Annotated in this window: 24 protein-coding genes and 1 tRNA gene; 17 read left to right on the forward strand and 8 right to left on the reverse strand. The window is 29.5% G+C overall.

What is annotated here, in order from left to right; translation table 11 throughout:
* Positions 1-79: 79 nt before the first annotated feature.
* Positions 80-2554, reverse strand: a complete 2475-nt coding sequence (pheT, locus tag O5640_RS01745) for a phenylalanine--tRNA ligase subunit beta (protein WP_269612873.1) — start codon at positions 2552-2554, stop codon at positions 80-82.
* 116 nt (positions 2555-2670) lie between these two features.
* Between pheT and rpmG the strand changes: the two genes are divergently transcribed.
* The 5 genes from rpmG to lptC all read left to right on the forward strand — a co-directional run bounded on the left by rpmG (position 2671) and on the right by lptC (position 6692).
* Complete coding sequence (rpmG, locus tag O5640_RS01750) at positions 2671-2868, forward strand: 50S ribosomal protein L33 (protein ID WP_011823694.1); 198 nt, start codon at positions 2671-2673, stop codon at positions 2866-2868.
* A gap of 27 nt (positions 2869-2895) precedes the next feature.
* The gene (rpsR, locus tag O5640_RS01755) at positions 2896-3117 is read left to right on the forward strand and encodes a 30S ribosomal protein S18 (RefSeq protein ID WP_011293874.1); all 222 of its coding nucleotides are present in this window, start codon (positions 2896-2898) and stop codon (positions 3115-3117) included.
* Between the two features lie 23 nt (positions 3118-3140).
* Positions 3141-4412, forward strand: a complete 1272-nt coding sequence (locus tag O5640_RS01760; RefSeq protein WP_269612875.1) for a ribonuclease catalytic domain-containing protein — start codon at positions 3141-3143, stop codon at positions 4410-4412.
* A gap of 76 nt (positions 4413-4488) precedes the next feature.
* Complete coding sequence (gene metG, locus O5640_RS01765) at positions 4489-6033, forward strand: methionine--tRNA ligase (protein ID WP_269612877.1); 1545 nt, start codon at positions 4489-4491, stop codon at positions 6031-6033.
* Positions 6033-6692, forward strand: coding sequence for an LPS export ABC transporter periplasmic protein LptC (gene lptC, locus O5640_RS01770; protein ID WP_269612879.1), 660 nt, complete (start codon positions 6033-6035; stop codon positions 6690-6692). The genes metG and lptC overlap by 1 nt, the downstream gene beginning before the upstream one ends.
* Here the strand turns inward: lptC and O5640_RS01775 are convergent.
* Entirely contained in the window at positions 6678-7295 is a 618-nt protein-coding gene (locus O5640_RS01775; protein ID WP_269612880.1) for a cofactor assembly of complex C subunit B, read from the reverse strand. The two genes, lptC and O5640_RS01775, sit on opposite strands and share 15 nt — an antisense overlap.
* Positions 7296-7428: 133 nt before the next feature.
* Between O5640_RS01775 and O5640_RS01780 the strand changes: the two genes are divergently transcribed.
* Complete coding sequence (locus O5640_RS01780) at positions 7429-7986, forward strand: bifunctional adenosylcobinamide kinase/adenosylcobinamide-phosphate guanylyltransferase (protein ID WP_269612881.1); 558 nt, start codon at positions 7429-7431, stop codon at positions 7984-7986.
* The gene (locus O5640_RS01785) at positions 7983-8483 is read left to right on the forward strand and encodes a tRNA (cytidine(34)-2'-O)-methyltransferase (protein ID WP_269612882.1); all 501 of its coding nucleotides are present in this window, start codon (positions 7983-7985) and stop codon (positions 8481-8483) included. The genes O5640_RS01780 and O5640_RS01785 overlap by 4 nt, the downstream gene beginning before the upstream one ends.
* 10 nt (positions 8484-8493) lie before the next feature.
* Here O5640_RS01785 and O5640_RS01790 read toward each other — a convergent pair whose 3' ends face one another.
* Positions 8494-8736: a hypothetical protein gene (locus O5640_RS01790; RefSeq protein ID WP_269612883.1), complete on the reverse strand. Its 243-nt coding sequence runs from the start codon at positions 8734-8736 to the stop codon at positions 8494-8496.
* Between the two features lie 183 nt (positions 8737-8919).
* Between O5640_RS01790 and O5640_RS01795 the strand changes: the two genes are divergently transcribed.
* Positions 8920-9111 carry a hypothetical protein gene (locus O5640_RS01795; RefSeq protein WP_269612885.1) on the forward strand — a complete coding sequence of 64 codons (192 nt, stop codon included), beginning with the start codon at positions 8920-8922 and terminating at the stop codon, positions 9109-9111.
* Here the strand turns inward: O5640_RS01795 and O5640_RS01800 are convergent.
* Positions 9108-9314: a hypothetical protein gene (locus tag O5640_RS01800; protein WP_269612886.1), complete on the reverse strand. Its 207-nt coding sequence runs from the start codon at positions 9312-9314 to the stop codon at positions 9108-9110. The two genes, O5640_RS01795 and O5640_RS01800, sit on opposite strands and share 4 nt — an antisense overlap.
* Before the next feature lie 339 nt (positions 9315-9653).
* Here O5640_RS01800 and O5640_RS01805 point away from each other — a divergent pair, with 339 nt between their 5' ends.
* The 3 genes from O5640_RS01805 to O5640_RS01815 all read left to right on the forward strand — a co-directional run bounded on the left by O5640_RS01805 (position 9654) and on the right by O5640_RS01815 (position 11865).
* A complete protein-coding gene (locus O5640_RS01805) occupies positions 9654-9851 on the forward strand; it encodes a hypothetical protein (protein WP_269612888.1) in 198 nt (65 codons plus the stop codon).
* A 719-nt stretch (positions 9852-10570) separates the two neighbouring features.
* Positions 10571-10738 (forward strand): hypothetical protein, encoded by a 168-nt coding sequence (locus O5640_RS01810; protein ID WP_269612889.1) that lies wholly within the window; start codon positions 10571-10573, stop codon positions 10736-10738.
* Between the two features lie 959 nt (positions 10739-11697).
* On the forward strand, positions 11698-11865 hold the full coding sequence (locus tag O5640_RS01815; RefSeq protein ID WP_269612890.1) for a hypothetical protein: 168 nt from the start codon (positions 11698-11700) through the stop codon (positions 11863-11865).
* Between the two features lie 158 nt (positions 11866-12023).
* On the opposite strand, the gene O5640_RS01820 is transcribed toward O5640_RS01815, so the two are convergent.
* The gene (locus O5640_RS01820) at positions 12024-12179 is read right to left on the reverse strand and encodes a hypothetical protein (protein WP_269612892.1); all 156 of its coding nucleotides are present in this window, start codon (positions 12177-12179) and stop codon (positions 12024-12026) included.
* Positions 12180-12959: 780 nt separating this feature from the next.
* Here O5640_RS01820 and O5640_RS01825 point away from each other — a divergent pair.
* The 4 genes from O5640_RS01825 to O5640_RS01840 all read left to right on the forward strand — a co-directional run bounded on the left by O5640_RS01825 (position 12960) and on the right by O5640_RS01840 (position 14861).
* Positions 12960-13166, forward strand: a complete 207-nt coding sequence (locus O5640_RS01825) for a hypothetical protein (RefSeq protein ID WP_269612893.1) — start codon at positions 12960-12962, stop codon at positions 13164-13166.
* Positions 13167-13181: 15 nt separating this feature from the next.
* Complete coding sequence (locus O5640_RS01830) at positions 13182-13322, forward strand: hypothetical protein (RefSeq protein ID WP_269612895.1); 141 nt, start codon at positions 13182-13184, stop codon at positions 13320-13322.
* Between the two features lie 82 nt (positions 13323-13404).
* On the forward strand, positions 13405-13947 hold the full coding sequence (locus O5640_RS01835) for a pyridoxamine 5'-phosphate oxidase family protein (protein ID WP_269612896.1): 543 nt from the start codon (positions 13405-13407) through the stop codon (positions 13945-13947).
* Positions 13948-14787: 840 nt separating this feature from the next.
* Positions 14788-14861, forward strand: a tRNA-Met gene (locus tag O5640_RS01840).
* A 102-nt stretch (positions 14862-14963) separates the two neighbouring features.
* Here O5640_RS01840 and O5640_RS01845 read toward each other — a convergent pair.
* The gene (locus O5640_RS01845; RefSeq protein ID WP_269612897.1) at positions 14964-15368 is read right to left on the reverse strand and encodes a hypothetical protein; all 405 of its coding nucleotides are present in this window, start codon (positions 15366-15368) and stop codon (positions 14964-14966) included.
* A gap of 125 nt (positions 15369-15493) precedes the next feature.
* On the opposite strand from O5640_RS01845, the gene O5640_RS01850 reads away from it, so the two are divergent.
* Positions 15494-16090, forward strand: a complete 597-nt coding sequence (locus tag O5640_RS01850) for a peroxiredoxin (protein WP_269612898.1) — start codon at positions 15494-15496, stop codon at positions 16088-16090.
* A 19-nt stretch (positions 16091-16109) separates the two neighbouring features.
* On the opposite strand, the gene ftsH is transcribed toward O5640_RS01850, so the two are convergent.
* The gene (gene ftsH / locus O5640_RS01855; protein WP_269612900.1) at positions 16110-17837 is read right to left on the reverse strand and encodes an ATP-dependent zinc metalloprotease FtsH; all 1728 of its coding nucleotides are present in this window, start codon (positions 17835-17837) and stop codon (positions 16110-16112) included.
* A 171-nt stretch (positions 17838-18008) separates the two neighbouring features.
* On the opposite strand from ftsH, the gene rpmF reads away from it, so the two are divergent.
* Positions 18009-18188, forward strand: coding sequence for a 50S ribosomal protein L32 (gene rpmF / locus O5640_RS01860; protein WP_269612902.1), 180 nt, complete (start codon positions 18009-18011; stop codon positions 18186-18188).
* 6 nt (positions 18189-18194) lie between these two features.
* Here the strand turns inward: rpmF and O5640_RS01865 are convergent, their stop codons facing one another.
* Positions 18195-18515 (reverse strand): DUF565 domain-containing protein, encoded by a 321-nt coding sequence (locus O5640_RS01865; protein ID WP_269612903.1) that lies wholly within the window; start codon positions 18513-18515, stop codon positions 18195-18197.
* Between the last annotated feature and the right edge of the window lies 1 nt (position 18516).

Below are 18516 nucleotides of genomic sequence, written 5' to 3' on the forward strand. Positions count from 1 at the left end.
TTATGGTATGAAAGTCTAAGCTGTATACTTTTGGGCTTATATTAGGACTTAATATGGGACATATTCTAGACTATAAAGACTAGCTTCTAAGTTCCGCTTTTATTTTTTCTTTAAGAGCATTTCGTATTTTTTCGTGTATTGGATTTATATCTTCTTCTACTAGGGTTTTTTTAGGATCTCTGTATTTTATTCTAAAAGCCTGGCTAACTGAATCATCGGGAATAGTAGATCCCTCGTAACGGTCTATTAATTCCACTTTCTCTAAAAGTGGTCTTCCAGATTTCTTTATTACATTTATTATTTCTAAGGACGTATATTTTTTTGAATGAATAAGAGCAATATCTCTTTCCATGAAAGGAACAGTCGGGTAATCCTTGTAAGTTCTTGTCCAATTTGTTTTCCTTGTCGCGGCTCTGATCAATGCATCAAATTCGAGGTTAAATAAATATGTTTCTTTAATTAGATCATATTTTTCAGACATAGAAGGGTGAATTTGTCCAAAGAAGCCAATACTTTTTCCTTCGACAAATAATTCTGATGTTCGACCCGGATGCATGAAATCTTTTTCGGTAAGTTGCTTATCAACGGTTTCAATTCCTAGAACTTCAAGAGACTGCTTAAGTTTTCCTCTTGCTTCAAAATAGTCTAATGATATTTGTTTAGATGCTTTACCCCACTTACTAAATTGTTTATTCCCAGTCAACGAACCTGCTAATAAATTAGTTTCAATAAATCTTTCTTTGTCTATTTTGTATGTTTTTGCTATTTCAAATATCCAACACCCTTCAGCCCCAAATGATATATTTCTCTGAAGGATTTTAAGATGTTCATCCCACACATTTGTTCTTAATCTACTTGTTTCTGATAGTAATGGATTTTTGATTAATACTGCATTTTCATCAGTATTATCTGGACCAACAAGTGAAGAAGTAACTACTTCCTGAAAACCATTATGGATAAAAGAATTTCGTAATCGTCTTTCAACCAAATTAGTAGGTGTTAGTACTCCTGGTTCAAGAGGATCGGGCATATTTGAATCAAAATTATCATATCCAATTAGTCTTGCTATCTCTTCTATTAAATCGATTTCTCTTGTTAAATCAGATGACCTGTATGGTGGAATCTTTACATCCCAACCACTAGATATAGAAGTAAGCTGGCAACCAAGTTTTGTTAGAAGAGGCTCGATTTCGTCCTTATTAAGATAACTAAATGTATTGCTATCATTTTCTAATTTATTAGTATCTCTACGGCCTAATTTACCTAGGACTCTATGTATTTTATCCAATCTAAGTTTAACAATTATATCTCTTTTAATAAATTCATTATTAACATGATTTGATTTAATATCTCCTCCTAATTCTAACGAAATAAGTTCACTAGCTCTTTTAGAAACAGCTGTTGTCATATTAGGTGATATACCTTTTTCGTATCTACTACTTGCATCAGTTCTGAGGCCTATCTCTCTACTACTATTCCTAATTGATGTAGAGGAAAATACAGCTGCTTCTAACCAAACCCTTGTTGTTTTAGAACTTACAGAACTATTTTTTCCACCGATAACCCCAGCTATTGCAATTGGAACATCGTTACATGTAATTAACTTTATTTTTTTATTTAATTTATATTCTTTATTATCGAGTGCAACAATTGATTCACCTTCCTTACCATTTCTAATACCGAAATCATTTGGAATAACTTTTCTACCAACTATATTTTCTAATAGATCTGCATCAAAGGCGTGTAGAGGTTGACCTTGTTCCAGCATTAAATAATTTGTTATGTCTACAACTGGATTTATACAATTTTGTCTTAATGAACTTAATTTATTAGAAATAGATTTATTTATCTTTCCAGTATTGTTTATATTATCTATATATGTAAGTGTGTAAACACAGTCTGAACCTATTGTTTCTTTGTCTTTTATATTAGGTACAAACTTTTCAAACTCATAATTGTAATCTAATATTGGTAATGTTAATTTTGAATTTGATATTGTTGATATTTCTCGTGCTATACCAACCATAGACATACCATCAGGTCTGTTAGCCGTAATAGCTAATTCAATTATGGTGTCATTCAAACCAAGATAATCGACTGCATTTGAACCAATTGGAGGTATAATTAATCCATTTTCTTCAAGAATTTCTATACCTTCATTACTACTTTCAATCCCTAATTCATCCAATGAGCAAATCATTCCCTCGCTTTCTATGCCTCGTAAATTAGATAGTTTTATTTTCAATGACTTTGAAGATAAATAAGCTCCAACCTTTGCTACAAGGACGTGATATCCAGCTTTTACGTTTGGTGCACCACAAACAATATTTAGCTTATTAGGTAAACCAACATCTACAGAACAAACTTTGAGCTTTTCGGCATTTGGATGTGGTGTAATTTCTTCAACAAAACCAATAACAACATTTTTTGCTTGATCTGATAGGTCTTCTAATGACTCAACTTCAAAACCAGTCATTGAAAGCTTTTCAGCCAATTCATCAATATCATTGTTAAATTCAACAAGATTTTTTAGCCAGGAAACTGATACCTTCATGATTTGCTCTGACAGGAATTAAACATAGGTGTTCAAATGAATTTATAAAAAAGGGTGCTTAGCCTAGTAAGATTGTACTTTGTTCCCTAGACTCACAAAAGTTGAGCTAAGTTCATATGGCTAAAAAAGGTACCAGAATAGTAGTCACTTTAGAATGTACTGAGTCTAGATCTGTACCTAGCTCAGAAAAACGTTCTGCAGGAGTATCTAGATACACTACAGAAAAAAATCGTAGAAACACTACCGAGAGACTTGAACTAAAAAAATTCTGTCCTGAATTAAATAAGATGACCATCCATAGAGAAATCAAATAATCATTCCCTTTTACAAACTTTCTAACAATGACTAATTCACTATTTAAACAAAAGCTCTCTCCCATTAAGCCTGGAGATCCTATTGACTATAAGGACGTAGAATTATTAAAAAAATTCATTACAGATAGAGGAAAGATTTTACCAAGAAGACTTACAGGATTAACAGCTAAGCAACAAAGAGATTTAACCACAGCAGTTAAACGAGCAAGAATTATTGCCTTACTTCCTTTTGTTAATCCAGAAGGTTAAGATAATATTCTATTAATAATAGAATGTGCAATAAGATAATAGATAATGAAGTTAAATTTATAATATCTAGATTTAAAGAAACAAGTAATATAAATCCATTAGTTAAAGACCTTACTCATCTTAAAACTTATTCTATAGATGATAATCAAACCCTAGAAATAGATGACGCTATTTCCTTAGAAAGAATATCTAATCAGACTAAGTTATGGATCCACATTGCCTCCCCTAGCTCGTATTTTGAATATCAATCAGCTGTTGATATGCATGCTAGAAAGCTTATTTCAACAGTTTATTTGTCTACTAAAACTTATTACATGCTTCCTGAAATTTTAATTAAGTATGTGATTAGTTTAAGTGATAAAGAAGAGAGAGAATCATTAAGCTTAGGTGTTATTTTTAACGAAGACGGTACCGTCTCTTCTTCAGAAATTGTACGGAGTTTAATTAAAGTAGACTTCAGGTTAAATTATACAGATGCTGATGAACTTATTGATTATGCGCCAAAAGAAGAAGAAGATTTAAGCATTATCTCTACAATTTTACAAAGAAGAAAATGTTGGCGAAAGAAATTAGGGGCTATAGAAATATTAGAATCATATGGAAAGATTATTGTTGAAGATAATATTCCAAAACTTAAGATAATAGATCCAACTTTATCAAGACAATTAATAAGTGAAGCTATGATCTTGTACGGAAATATAATTTCAAATTTTACCAAGGTAAATAATATACCTGTTCCCTATAGAGTTCAAGAACGTATAGATAAACTTACCAAACCTAAGATAAACGAACAGGATAATCAAGTTTTAAATAACTTTTTACTTAAGAAAACTTTGGGTAAGTCGTATTATTCTTTAAATCCTTTGCCTCATTCTAGTTTAGGATTAACATCTTATTTACATGCCACTTCACCGATTAGAAGATATGCTGACTTATTAGTTAATTATCAATTAAATAGATATCTTACTAATAAAGATCTTATTTCTAAAGAGGAGGTGGAACTAATTATTCAGAAGATTAATAATCAAGGGATACAAAATATTATGAGATTTAGAGAAGATCAAAAATTTTGGCTTAGCAAATGGTTCGAAAATAATTCGGTTAACCAATATCAAGTATTATTGCTATATTGGCTAAACAGATATAAAAATATTTGTATTTTATATTTTTTGGATTATAATTTCTCTACTATATGTAATCTAAAATCTAAGGTAAATATAAATGTTGGCGAGAACTTGAAAGTTAGAAATACAATCAATAATAATAATGATATAGTCTATTTTGAATTAATATAATCTTCAAAATAGACTATAAACATAAATGTGCAAAAGTTTTAAAAATATAATATAATATTTGGAATATATGATTAATATGAAATACACAATTACGACACCACTTTATTATGTTAATGACAAGCCTCATCTAGGTAGTTCTTATACAACAATTGCTTGTGATGCAATAGCTCGATTTCAAAGACTAAATGGAAATTCGGTTCTTTTTCTTACTGGTGTTGATGAACATGGTCAAAAAATTGAACGAACTGCTGAAAGTAAAGAACTTCTACCTCAAGTTCATTGTGATCAAATTACAGAAAAATATAAGTATTTATGGGATAAATTAAATATTAGCTATGATCGTTTTGTAAGAACTACCTCTGAAGAACATACATCGTTAGTTCATCAATTTTATTCCAAAGTATTGAAATCTGATGATGTTTATATGGGTAGACAAAGTGGATGGTACTGCGTTGGTTGTGAGGAATATAAAGATATTGATGAGAATGATAAAAGTCCCATTTGTTCAATTCATAATAAAGAATTAGAATGGAGAGACGAAGAGAATTTATTTTTTAAATTATCAAAATATCAAGACCAAATCGAAAAATTAATCCGAATTGATGGATTTATTTCTCCGAAAAGTAGAAAAAACGAAATTATAAATTTTGTCTCTAAAGGGTTAAGAGATTTCTCGATATCCAGAGTAAACTTAAAATGGGGAATAAATGTTCCTGGCAACAAGGATCATACTTTTTATGTTTGGTTCGATGCCTTATTAGGTTATGTTAGTGGATCTCTTCGTGATCAAAGCTCCCCTAAACTCACCGAAGAAAATTTGTCTAATTGGCCTGCAAATATACATGTAATTGGTAAGGATATACTCAGGTTTCATGCTGTTTATTGGCCAGCAATGCTACTTTCCGCTGGTATGAAAACACCTCTAAGTGTCTTTGGCCACGGTTTTTTAACTCGAGAAGGTCAAAAAATGGGTAAATCACTTGGTAACGTTCTTGACCCCATTGAACTACTTGAATACGGTGGTATCGATGCAATGAGATGGTATCTATTGAGAGATATTGAATTTGGAGAAGATGGTGATTTTCAAATGAAACGATTTGTCGATATTGTCAACAGTGATTTAAGTAATACTATTGGTAATTTGTTAAACAGAACAATTACAATGTCTAAAAAATGGTTTAAAGAAAAAATCCCTATAGATGATACTTCTTTACCTGAATCTCCTCTTAAGGTTCAATCTGAAATAAAAATAATTGAATATATGGAATCATTTAAGGAAAGTAATTTCAAAAACTCTGCGAATGCTATTATTGAGCTAGCGAATAGTGCAAATCTTTATCTAAATGAACGAGAACCTTGGAAACTAATTAAAGATTTAACAAATAAAAATATTGTAGCCTGTGATTTATATTCAGTACTAGAATCTTGCCGAATCATTGCAATATTACTAAATCCCTTTGTGCCGAATTTAAGTATTAGAATATTAAATCAACTAAATGTTGATTCTTTATCTATTACTTTTGAAAAATCATTGCATTGGGGTTTGTTAGATCCTGATAATGGACTACAAGATCCAACTCCTGTTATGGATAAAATTGAGTTCAATGAGAGTTCTTTATAGTGAAAAAAACTTACATATATTTTCTAATAGTATTAGCAATATATCCTTTATTGGGATGTCAAAAATCTTCTAAACCTCTTGCTCAGTTGGATAATAATAGTTATATTACAAATTTCGAATTACTTCAAAAAAATACAAGTAATGATACACGTATAAGAATCACGAGCCCTAAAGCCACACTAGATCAAACCAATAATATTATCGAAATCGTCGATAGCTCAATTGAAATAATTAACAAAGATGGTCAAGACTTTAAAGTTAAGTCTGGTTATTCGACTATAAATAATATGTCGAATCTTATAAATGTATTTAACAGTGTCACAATTTCATTTATTGATAATAAAGACTATTATATTACTACAAATTCATTTAATTGGGATTTAAATACCTCAATAATTGATATCGATAGTCCGCTTAATATGAATCTAGATAATACAAAAATTGTAGCAACTAATGGATTATATAATTTAGATTTAAACCGTTTTAAAATTGATAATTCTGTATTTAATAGAACTTTTTATAATTCTGAAGGGAAAATAACCTATCAGGTTGAAATTAAGTCTGACTTAGCTAATTGGCTGAAAAATGAGAATTCATTAGTATTTAAATCAAATGGTAAACAAGTTGAAACATCTATTAAGTTTCTAACCACTAAGTAACACGAATAACTTATTAGACCATCCTGAAATCCATTTTTCATCAGAAGTTGTAAAGGATCTCTTCGACCAACCTCCAACTATTGTCAAGCCTCTATTAGAAAGTGGATATACTATTACAGAAGGCAAATCATCTAAAACGCAATCAAACTCATCACTTCCTGGAAATAATTCTGTGTTAACTAATGAAATTAACCTTTTTTGATTAATTGATCTATTACAAATTTCTCCCGGTTTAAATATTTTTTTAGATATCAGTCCTCTTCTAAGTATAACTTTATCATCCCAATATATTAATATTGTACTTGCTGCAGTTGCAGTAAGTATTTGCTGACTTCCCCACGCTAATTCATTTTTTTTATCTTCAGATAATTCATTACAAAGTTCAAAACCTTCTTTTCCATGCAACTTAGCTTTAGTTGGTTTTGTCGGATTAATTTCAGTCCAGAGATAGCCTATTGTTATTAAAGCAATTGATGCAACTCCTGATATTGTTTCTGCTCTTATTAAAGTTGGGTTAACTTCATTAGAAGTAGCAATATTTATAATTGATAAAATTAATAGAAACGCTCCAAATATTATAACTAAGTTTGAAATCTTATACATTTATCTATTTTAACTAGTTAAAAGTTCAATATTGATTCTTCATTATACATATATGAGTCTAATTTTAATTTTCAAGCTATACCGATATAATATATAAAAAACTCTATTCATAGATTTACCAATAGCTCAAAATATGATCGAACCATTATCTAAAAATTATAAAGGACTAATATCAATTACAGGACCGACAAAAAGTGGGAAAAGTCAATTAGCGGAATTTTTATTAAAAGAGCAAAAATCCGTCACTTACATAGCAACATCTAAACCAAGACTAAATGATCCAGTATGGCAAAAAAGGATAGATCTCCACAGAATGAGAAGACCTGATAGCTGGAAGCTAATTGAGAATCCTAAAGACATCTGCAAAGAAATTAAATCGATCAAAGAAACTGAATCAATATTAATTGACTCAATAGGTGGCTTAGTTGAACATTACCTGATAGAAGATGAAGATCATTGGGAAAATTTTCAAAATAAATTGCTTAATTGCTTTATAGAGGAGAATTTATGCATTGTTGTTGTTTCAGAGGAAGTTGGATGGGGAATTGTGCCCCCCACACCAATAGGTCATTTATTTCGTGAACGTCTTACCAACCTAATCTCATTAATAAGTCGCCATTCAAAAAAAAGGTTAATTGCCGTCAACGGCATTGCAATTGATTTAGATAACGTTGGTGAACTTATTCCATGAGTACATTTAATAGTTCTAGACCTCGGGTCGCATTGTTTCAACCAAGGATTCCACAGAATACTGGAACAATTGGAAGATCATGTTTAGCATTTGATATGTCCTTAGATATTATTAAGCCAACTGGCTTTAGCTTTGATGATAAATATTTAAAAAGAGCTGGTTTAGATTATTGGCCTAATGTTGATTTACATTTGTATGAATCATTTGAGGAATATAAAGATTCATTTTCTAATTCAAGGTTTATTGCTCTTACTAAGAAAAGCAATAAATCAATATCAAATATTAAATATACAGATACAGATATACTTTTATTTGGAAGAGAGGATACAGGATTACCAGATAAAATAATGAATAAGTGTGAAATCGTTGCCGGAATACCAATGCCAGGAGGTGAGAATCAATTAAAGAGTGGTGGTGTTAGAAGTTTGAATTTATCTGTTGCATGTGGAATTGTATGTTATTCGGCTTGTTTACAATTAAATTTATTAAATAGATAGTTTATTCGTGTTATCCAAGATAATTGCAATATAAAACGCCATCATTAATTACATTACCCTCATCAACCTCTAACCATTCTTTGTATTCGTCATAAAGAGCTTCTCTGTTCACTCCCTTCAAATTATTAAGCCGTTTAAGTGATCCGTTAAGCATTACCTCAACTGATTGTAAAGCTCCAGATTGTCTTGAAGACATAGAGGTTACGTAATTATTTGAAATTATAAAACATTCGACAGTCAGTTTCAGTTTCATTTATTACATAAATAAAAAATACTATTACATTCTCACTAGCAAAATTTAAATATAAAGAATTGACCGATAAATTTATTTGTCAATATTAAGGGAGAATTAATATACATAAAAGAGAATTACGGCATTTACTAATTAACAGAGGTTAAAAGATAAACTAATATAATTATAAATTAATTTATGAAAATGACTAATAAAAGCCTTGTAGGAAGTTGTGAGGTTACAATAAATACAGCACTGAAGAGGCTTTCTAAACTTAGCGGTAAAAACAAAAGTGCTCTTTACAGTGAATTTAGAGAATGGATAGATGCTATAGAAACTGGCAATAGAAGTTATGATATTCTCTATCTGAATACAATTAGAAAAAATGATATCTAAGCTCGGGGATGTAAATCCGGGTATCTTGTGCTTTCATCCTTACTTCTATTAGGATTTTCTCTATCTGAGCTTCTTGCAGCGTTAAAAATAATGATAAATGGTATGAAAAGTGCAAAAAAATAAAAATGCAAAAGTATTAAATCCCATGGGACACCTGCATTCCCATAATCTGGAAAAAACAGGGCAGTTGCTAGTGAAAACATTTCAACAAATTTATAATCTTAAATTTAACTAAATTTTGATCCAAGCGTGAGCTATTTCTTAGACCACGACTTTATTAATATCTGTAATTCTTTAATTCGATTTTGAGCAGCTTGAATTTTTTCTGTTTTTAACATTGGATCAGAGTTTATGTCTAATTTTAAATCTATGAATTTATAATGTGAGTGTAGTAACCGTAATGTTTTTAGTCTATATTACATTAACTAATTAATTTATAACTTAAGAGTAAAACTAAATAATGCATGGCTTTTATAGATATCAGGAACTATAGTATTGTGTATAAAAATAAGTTCATTCAAATAGTTATGAAATCTATATTTATGATCTTAAAAAAGATAAGAAATCAGTTACCTTATTTACTATTAGTTGTAATATATTTCTTTTTTGTTAATCTTGAGGCAAGAAAGGAGACCAAAAATAATAAAATTATGGAAAAACAAGTTAAGTTTCAGGATCTTCAGCCTAACGTTGATGAAATACAAAGGAGGGTTTCAATACCAGTTATTCCATTTGAATAAAAGACTTTTACTTAATGTTTAGTTTAGTGCTCCTTAACTTAAATAAGTATGCCTGCATTTTTTCTGCTCTATCAAGTTGTTTTTTAATTTCAATACAGTGGTGACAATTGCAAGACATTTATTAAAAAAAATAGAATAGTAGGAATTTTATGGATTTAGAAGATCTGTAACTAGCTTTAACTGGATAGTAAAATAATTAACACTATTAATTTAACGAATTTATTAAAAAATACAAGTCCTTTTATGATTTTATTAATTTATGAATTGGATTCAAGTACTAATTATCTATTGAGTAAATTATTTTGCTTGGATTTTAATTGTCTTTAGAAACTAATTCTCTTTCAATAGTATTGTCATAATAAAGATCAAGTGTAGAGTTCAATTCTTCAAGTAGAAATTGAATTCTTTCGGTATTTTGACATAGATTTTCCTTATCAATGCGATTCATTTTAAAAATTTGTAAGTGGATAGAATAGTGGTTATTATGTAAATAATTTATTAGAAAAATTAAATGGAATCAAATTAACAAAGAATAATTTAATGTGATGAGAGATCGAGGCGTGATTGTATTTTGTACGGATATCTTCATTTCTCTTTTTTAGTTAATTAAAGTTTTTGTGAATAGGTTTATTTTTATTAAATAATTTTATTTTTTTAAATATTTTGGAATAAAATTAAGGGTAGTTTCTAAATGTATGAACAGATTATTATTTAATTCAATGTCCAAACGATCAAATAATCGAATTAGCCTTGATAAAAGAGCAGCAATTGCAATTCAAAATCACTTTCGCTTAACTAATTATCAGATGTTAGTATTGAGTTGGATAAAGGGAATATGGACTGGTATATTATGTTCCTTAGTTGTTCATTATTTCGTAAATCATTAGATTTATAAGTTCAAGTTTTCTATTATTTACAAATATTGATTTTTACTCAACAAAAACTTATTTAAAATTATTATCTATTAGATTCCATATTATGATGTTAATTAAAATTTAATAGTTAATAAGTATATTAAACAATCAATATTAAAAAATCTAAGCTTCGGTAAGAAAGCTATCTTCATTATTAGTTAATGTATTTTTAGTAAATTCCATTTTGTTTATTCTATTTTCTTTGTATTTATTTGTTTTTTTAGTATTTGATGAAAACATACCTATTATATATTTAAAATTTTCCGTGTATCTTGTATAAATTTTTCTTTTATATAATAAGGAGTGTGATTTGATGTTGTTGAACATTTAAAGTCTATACAATGTAGATATCCTCTCAAAAAATCTTTTAATTGATGAATGCTTTCTGTAGTATATACCGAACTATTATTTATTGGTTTTATATGATTTCAATATATTGTTTAATCAATAAAGCTACAAATCGGCAAAATGTTCACGCAATTTTGCCGATCAATTAAATTTAATCACTGTTTTTGCTTTTATTCTGTATTAATATATACAAGATAACTTTTTTAGATACATTCATATGCCTTTATAATTCATTATTTTATATATACTAAAATTTTATACTTATATATCAATTATTAATAGTCAGATTAAATTAATACTTTATTTTTAAAGAGAGTCTTCTTTTCCCTTTTAAAGTTGTTTTACGCGTATATAGTAATATCATTAATTTAATTTTTTTTTATTCCTTCTTGGGTTTTTTAGCCAGTTGTATATAGGTTATTTATTATTCCTTGCTATTGATCTGAAATTATTAATTTTTCGACTAACTACTAGTTCTTTGTAATCAATTACATAATTAGAGTTTTTAGATAAAGGCATAGATGTGGATATAACCCTTTTCAATTAACCACATTTGGTTATTTAAAATACTAGGCTCCTATAAAATGCTTGAATCAATATTTAAAAATCAAGCCCTTATGACCTTGTTGATAGCAAGTGTTTGGCTTATACCCGGACTGGTTTTCACCTTTGCAACTAATCGAAAGCAAAAAATCCGTCAAACACAAAGACAAAGAAAACGAATTTCTAAATTGTATCCAGAATCAAAGTAAAGGTAAGAAAATACTCTGTTTTTTGATTTTAGAGAATCCGAATAAATTTATATTTTCTTTAAAGTTTTTTCTAATTAATGAATAGCCAAGGTCCTTAAAAAAATTATATGTTTTAAAATAGAAATTATAAATGTGATTTAATAACCAAATAGGTGAGTCTAATTTTTGTTTTTCTTTTCTAAAACTTTTTGAGATTCAGCTCTTGAAAGGGTAGCTTCTATTTGAGCCAAAACTTGCTGTAGCTCAGCTGTTTTATTTAATGAAGTTTCAGCCATGGATCTTAGTTTTTGAAGTTCTTTAGATGCGGTTTTCATAGTCAAAATGAAAAATTTGTATTTTTTCTTAGATAAGCAAAAAAAGAATATCTAAGAAATTAATAGGAAGAACACATTTATTAAAATGCCAAAAATTTTCTTTATGTCAATAGCTGAAATCATGATCTTTTGATAAATTTAATTGCAGTGAATTATTTCTTTATTTGAATTAATCTATTTTTAGTTATAAATCTTAAGCATCATAATGAATAAATTAAAAATAATGGGTTTTAAAAAATAGATAAAAGAACATAGACCATCAATACTGACCTATGTTCTTTAAGTTATTAAAGTAGAAATAGTTAAATAAAAATCTAATGTATTAAAGGAAAATTTAAAACTAATCTTCCTTACCTTTTTTTTCAGAATCAACTGGTCTAACTGGTTTAGGCAAGAGCATGATAAAAATTCTATCTCTTTTTTATTTATAGTTGATTTTCAAGATACGTAAATAAGAAGTATAACTTTGAAACTTCTTGATAAAAAATGACTACTTTTGTTTGTACTTCTCTGTGACCTTTTGAATTTCTTTTCGAGAGAGGGTTGCCTCGACTTGTGCTAAGGCTTGTTGTAGTTGAGATGTCTTATTCAGTGATGCTTGCGCTTTTGCACGCAGGTTCTGAATTGTTTCGGTTTTATTTTTCATCGCTAATGAAAATAGCAGTTGAATTCGCACATTTCATTTAAATGAAGAAATCAAGACAGTCTTTAAGCAAAGTAAAAGCTAAAATTTGACGATCCATGAAATAATCCAATATAAATCCTTTAGGGAGTTTATCTATGACAGAAGATTGGAAGCCAGTTGACGCCCAAGTTCTTGTTGATGCATGGGAAGAAATTAAAGACTGTGCGGAAGGTATCCAAAAAGATCTTGCTTGCCCAGATGAGACTATTTCAAAAATGTTGAGGTCGGTAGCTGAAACTTTTGATAATACAGTTGAAGATTTACTTGATAAGGCTGAAGAAGATTGGGAAGAAGAAAAATAGAGCTATTATTGAATTATGATTCCAGATTTTTTTCAATCTCCTGAGCCAGTTACACATATTGGTCTTTGGAAATCTATTATTGGTTTATTTATTGTTTTATTTGCAACCTTTGTAGGTGTAGAAATTAGACTTGGTAATGAAGATGAAGAGCCATAATCAATCTTCATATTATTAATTAATAATTCACTGCTCATAAATTAATATTTATTGCTTTTATATCAATTTAAATTGTTTTATTATGCCTCCATGGTTATCGCAATTAAGTTCTGCTCTTACAAAAGAATCAAAACTTATTTCTTCAAGATGGATGCAACTAGCCACAATTGGAATTGATAATACACCAAGGGTTAGAACAGTTGTTTTTAGAGGATGGACTGATTCATTTGAAATGGAAATATATACTGATAAAAGAAGTCAAAAATATTATGAATTAAATGTAAATAATAATGTTGAGATATGTTGGGTTTTTATAAATTCTAAATGTCAATTCAGGTTTCGAGGAACTTCAATAATTGATTTAGGTAAGGATAACCTTAGACATTGGAATCAACTAAGTGATACATCTAAATCTATGTGGGGATGGCCTAAACCAGGCGATCATTATATTCATGACAAAGAAATAGAATCATCATTTAAAGGTGAAGAAAAATTATCACATAATTTTTCATTATTAAAAATTGAAATTAAACATGTAGATCAATTAATTATACGTAAACCTATTCATATAAGAAGGAAGTGGGTCAAAAAAGAAGAATGGATTGAAGAACGCATTAACCCATAATATTAGAGGATGACGAAGCTTACTGTTGGGGAAGCTTCATAATGTTCCGATCACCCTCATGATATTAATAGCAATTTTTTCTAGTTATGGCAACAGTTAGAATTTGAGGAGGAAACAATAAAATCTCTGACTATAATTTTAAATTAAAATATTATCTAACAAATAAATTATTGAAGTATATTTTTAACTTTCTATCTACGTTGTATTCTTTTTTCCCCATGCTTTGTGTTTTGTATCTAAGTCTGAAATTGAATTAGACTGAGCCTTCAATTTTAAAAGGTAAGATACTTTTGTGATTTTGGTGGATAAAATTTTATCTGGATAGTCGATAAAAGACTGGTAAGCTTGTAAGTAATCAGAACTCATAAAGTTCTCTAGCAACTTTGATTTATATAATTACTACAGGTTTACTATAAATTAAATTACTTTAATATTCTCTTCCTCTTTCCTTTACATGGTTTATATGTAATGTGATTCTAAAAAATTAATTAATTTTTTAGAATTTGCCCATTTGCCTGAAAAATCTGATTTTCACATCAATACTAAACGTTAGTATTTTTTTTTGATATTCATATCACTGCATCTACTAGAGAACTCTCATTAGCTTAAAATTGCATAATCCTTAATTCATCAGCCATTTTAAATAAAACATCTTTAAAGGACTAACCGAATTCAGATACATCAAAAGAAATTTGGATCTAAAGATTTCTTCCGTTGATGACCATCCTGAATTATTATGGTTATGTACTCCGTTTACCATTAGATTTGATAACTACTTTTCAAGGGATTTTTTTCTTGAAATAAGCGGAGATTAAATCTGTATTTAAACAGGTTCAATAAGTCAGTGTAGCTCAGCCGGTTAGAGCACAGCATTCATAACGCTGAGGTCGAGAGTTCAAGTCTCTCCACTGACATTATTTAAATTAATCAAGCAGAATCAGAATATTGATAGTTCAAATCTGAACTATTTTTTATTTCTTTATATATGCTATCTATTATTTTAGAATTAATAGATTTTATTTCATATCTATTTTATTGAGCCGATCTTTGAAGGTTGGAGATGAGTTGTCCTCCTTAGTATTTGATTTTTCTGACATTGAACTTTCATTTTTTCGATTAATATTATTATTATTATAAATTGAAAAATTTTTAGCATTATTAAAACTCACTGATGATTTATTACTATTTGATTCATCATTTTTGTAAGAGGAATTTGATAATGAAATATTTTTAGAGTTTGATATATATGACTTGCTTTTAGGGTCTTGTTTAGTCTCCTTGTTCTGTATTGATGTTGACTTATTTTTATTATTTAAAGGATACTTTTTAACTTCATTTTTTAATTGGTTTAGAAGCTTATAATGATTTGAAGAACTAAACTTTTTTACAAGGGATGGGTCCCAACTTATTGGATCATTCATTTTTATAAAATATGCTTGCTTAGATAGAAAGCGTAAGTTTTTCTGGTCTTTACATGATAAATTATAAATAGGAAAAGGGAAAGTTCTCTACCCTTCAAACCAATCAAAAATACGCATCAAATTCCATGACGACAAATGAGTGCCTAAGGGTAGGAATGCAAGCTCCTGATTTTGCTGCTACTGCAGTAGTTGACCAAGAATTTAAAGACATTACGCTTTCACAGTTCAGAGGGAAGTATGTTGTTCTCTTTTTCTATCCACTAGACTTCACATTTGTTTGCCCTACTGAAATTACTGCTTTCAGCGATAGATATAGCGATTTCAGCAGCAAAAACACTGAAGTTTTAGGTGTCTCAGTCGATAGCAAATTTACACATTTAGCTTGGATTCAAACACCAAGGAATGAGGGAGGAATCGGTGATATTAACTATCCTCTTGTGTCAGATCTAAAACGTGAAATTTGCCAATCTTATAATGTTTTAAATGATGATGGAGAAGCTGATAGGGGCTTATTCTTAATCAATCCAAGTGGAATCATTATGCATTCAACAATCAATAAAGCTCCTGTTGGCCGTAATATTGACGAAACACTTAGAATATTGCAAGCATACCAATACGTTGAATCTCACCCAGATGAAGTATGTCCAGCTGGCTGGACGCCTGGCGATAAGACTATGAAAGAAGATCCTAAAGGAAGCAAGGAATATTTTTCATCCCTCTGAAAATAATAAATTATTATTTTTAATTTCTAGAAAGGTAAGAATTAAGAGAATTAATAACATATTCAGACTCAAGAGATTCATTAACTATAAGTTCTTCGACAAGATTGTCCATTAAGGGTACTTTATCTGAGAGAAGATTAATTGCATCATTTATAGCATTATTTGCTATGGATATAATTTGCTTGTCAATTTCCTTGCTTGTCTTCTCAGAATATTCTTGTCTCTTTTTCATAATATCTTTTCCGAGAAAAATTGAATCTTTATTTGAGTCATATGCAACAGGTCCAAGATCTGAGAAACCAAACTTTGTAACCATTTGATTAGCCCAAAAATAAACATTTTCTAAATCCTTTTGTGATCCTTGTGTAACTTCCTTAGAACCAAAAACAATGGTTTCAGCAGCTCTTGACCCAAGCGAAATAACTATTTTGCTATAAATGTAATTTCGTGTTAATAGCCCACTGTCTATAGTCTCTTCATCAGGAGTGAAATAAGTCATTCCTGAAAGATCTCCTAGAGACTTAAACAATGATATCTTTTCCAATTTATCTTGAGTAGGCATCAATAAAGCTACTAAAGTTTTACCTATGATCTGATATGCAATTTGCCTTTTTTTAGTGGAATCAGAAAGTGGCTTTGATAACAAGCCAAACCTTGCTTTCTCTAGGGCATTATCAAGTTCAATATTACTTATTATAGATTTATTATTTCTTGCAGAATAAATTGCAGCCTCATTAAGAAGATTTTGTAAATCAGCCCCAGAGAAGCCAGGGGTCTTCGTAGCCCATTCCATTAGATTTACAGAATCGCTTAGAGGCTTTGATCTTGCGTGCACAGACAAGATCTTGTGTCGCGCTTTTCTATTAGGAAGGGATATGTCAATTCTGCGGTCAAATCTTCCAGGTCTTGTTAAAGCTGGGTCAAGAACATCTGGCCTATTTGTAGCTGCTATTACTATTACTCCATTATTAGTTTCGAAACCATCCATCTCAGTTAGTAGTTGGTTTAATGTTTGTTCTCTCTCATCATTTCCACCACCTATCCCTGCCCCTCTTTGACGTCCAATAGAGTCAATTTCATCTATGAAAACTATGCATGGAGATTTAGATTTTGCACTTTTAAATAAATCACGAACACGACCAGCTCCAACACCGACAAACATCTCTACAAATTCTGAAGCAGAGATAGAAAAGAAAGGAACATCTGCTTCTCCTGCAATTGAACGAGCTAGTAAAGTCTTACCTGTTCCAGGTGGGCCCACCAACAAAACACCTTTTGGAGTCTTTGCTCCAAGCTCAATTAATCTCTGAGGATTCTTTAAAAAACATACTATTTCTTTTAATTCTCCCGATTCTTCATTTAAACCAGCAACATCATCAAAAGTATATTTCCTAATATCATCTTCTTTCACCTGTGATGAAAGCCCGGAAAAACTTTGCATTTTGTTCAATAACTTCGATGATCTTCTAATTAAAAATGAAAGAGATAAAATAAATATTAAAGCCAGACCAAAGCCAGAGATATAATTAGCTAATCGCTCCTCATATCTAATATCTCTTACAGTAAGAGGAACATTATACTGTTCAGATATTCGAAGTATTTTTTGATCGTTATAAAATATTGGGATTAATTTTTTCTCTCCATTAGTAAATTCAACTACTACTTCTCTTCTGTTTGGAACTAAAGTAATAGAAACAATATCTCCACTTTCAATATCTCTTAATAATTGACTATAACTTTTACTCATTTGGTAATTTAATCAACTAAATAAAAAGAATTTATATGTTAACTATAGTCAAAATATTAAATAACTTGAGTTTATATAGAAAAAGAGACAAGACTAAGTTTTCTTCAAAGGGTTTTTGTTAAATTGGTGCATGACGTTATAAAATAAAAGATCTGTGGATTCTGAGCAAAGATGGCTGTACCTAAGAAAAAAACCTCAAAAGGCAAGAGAAATCAAAGACATGCTACTTGGAAAGGTAAGGCTGCTGTCGCGGCAGAAAAGGCTTTATCAATTGGGAAATCAGTACTTACAGGAAGAGCTCAGGGGTTTGTTTATCCTATGAATGAGACTTCAGATGAAGAATCTGATTAGGGATATTTAAGAACCAAGTTTAAAAGCTTCAAGAATTAGGGCATATGTAGATCCAATTCTAAAATTGTTTATTGACATTATAATTATAGAGAATCTTGAAATTAGGGAAGATCGAATTGATAGTTCCATAATTAATACTATTGTAATTGCGAGAAATATCGTGTTAACAGGTTTGTCTAGTAAAAAAGAAATTAAACTATTTGTAAAATAGAAGCCAAAAAGCAAAGAAAGTAACAATATACTTCTTTTACCCCAAGAGTCTGAGATAAATGGATTGATAGTTTTAACTAGTGAATCTATGAATTCGGTGAATTTAGTTTTCTGCATT

The sequence above is a fragment of the Prochlorococcus marinus str. MIT 0912 genome (assembly GCF_027359595.1).
GTDB classification, from domain to species: Bacteria; Cyanobacteriota; Cyanobacteriia; order PCC-6307; family Cyanobiaceae; genus Prochlorococcus_B; species Prochlorococcus_B marinus_C.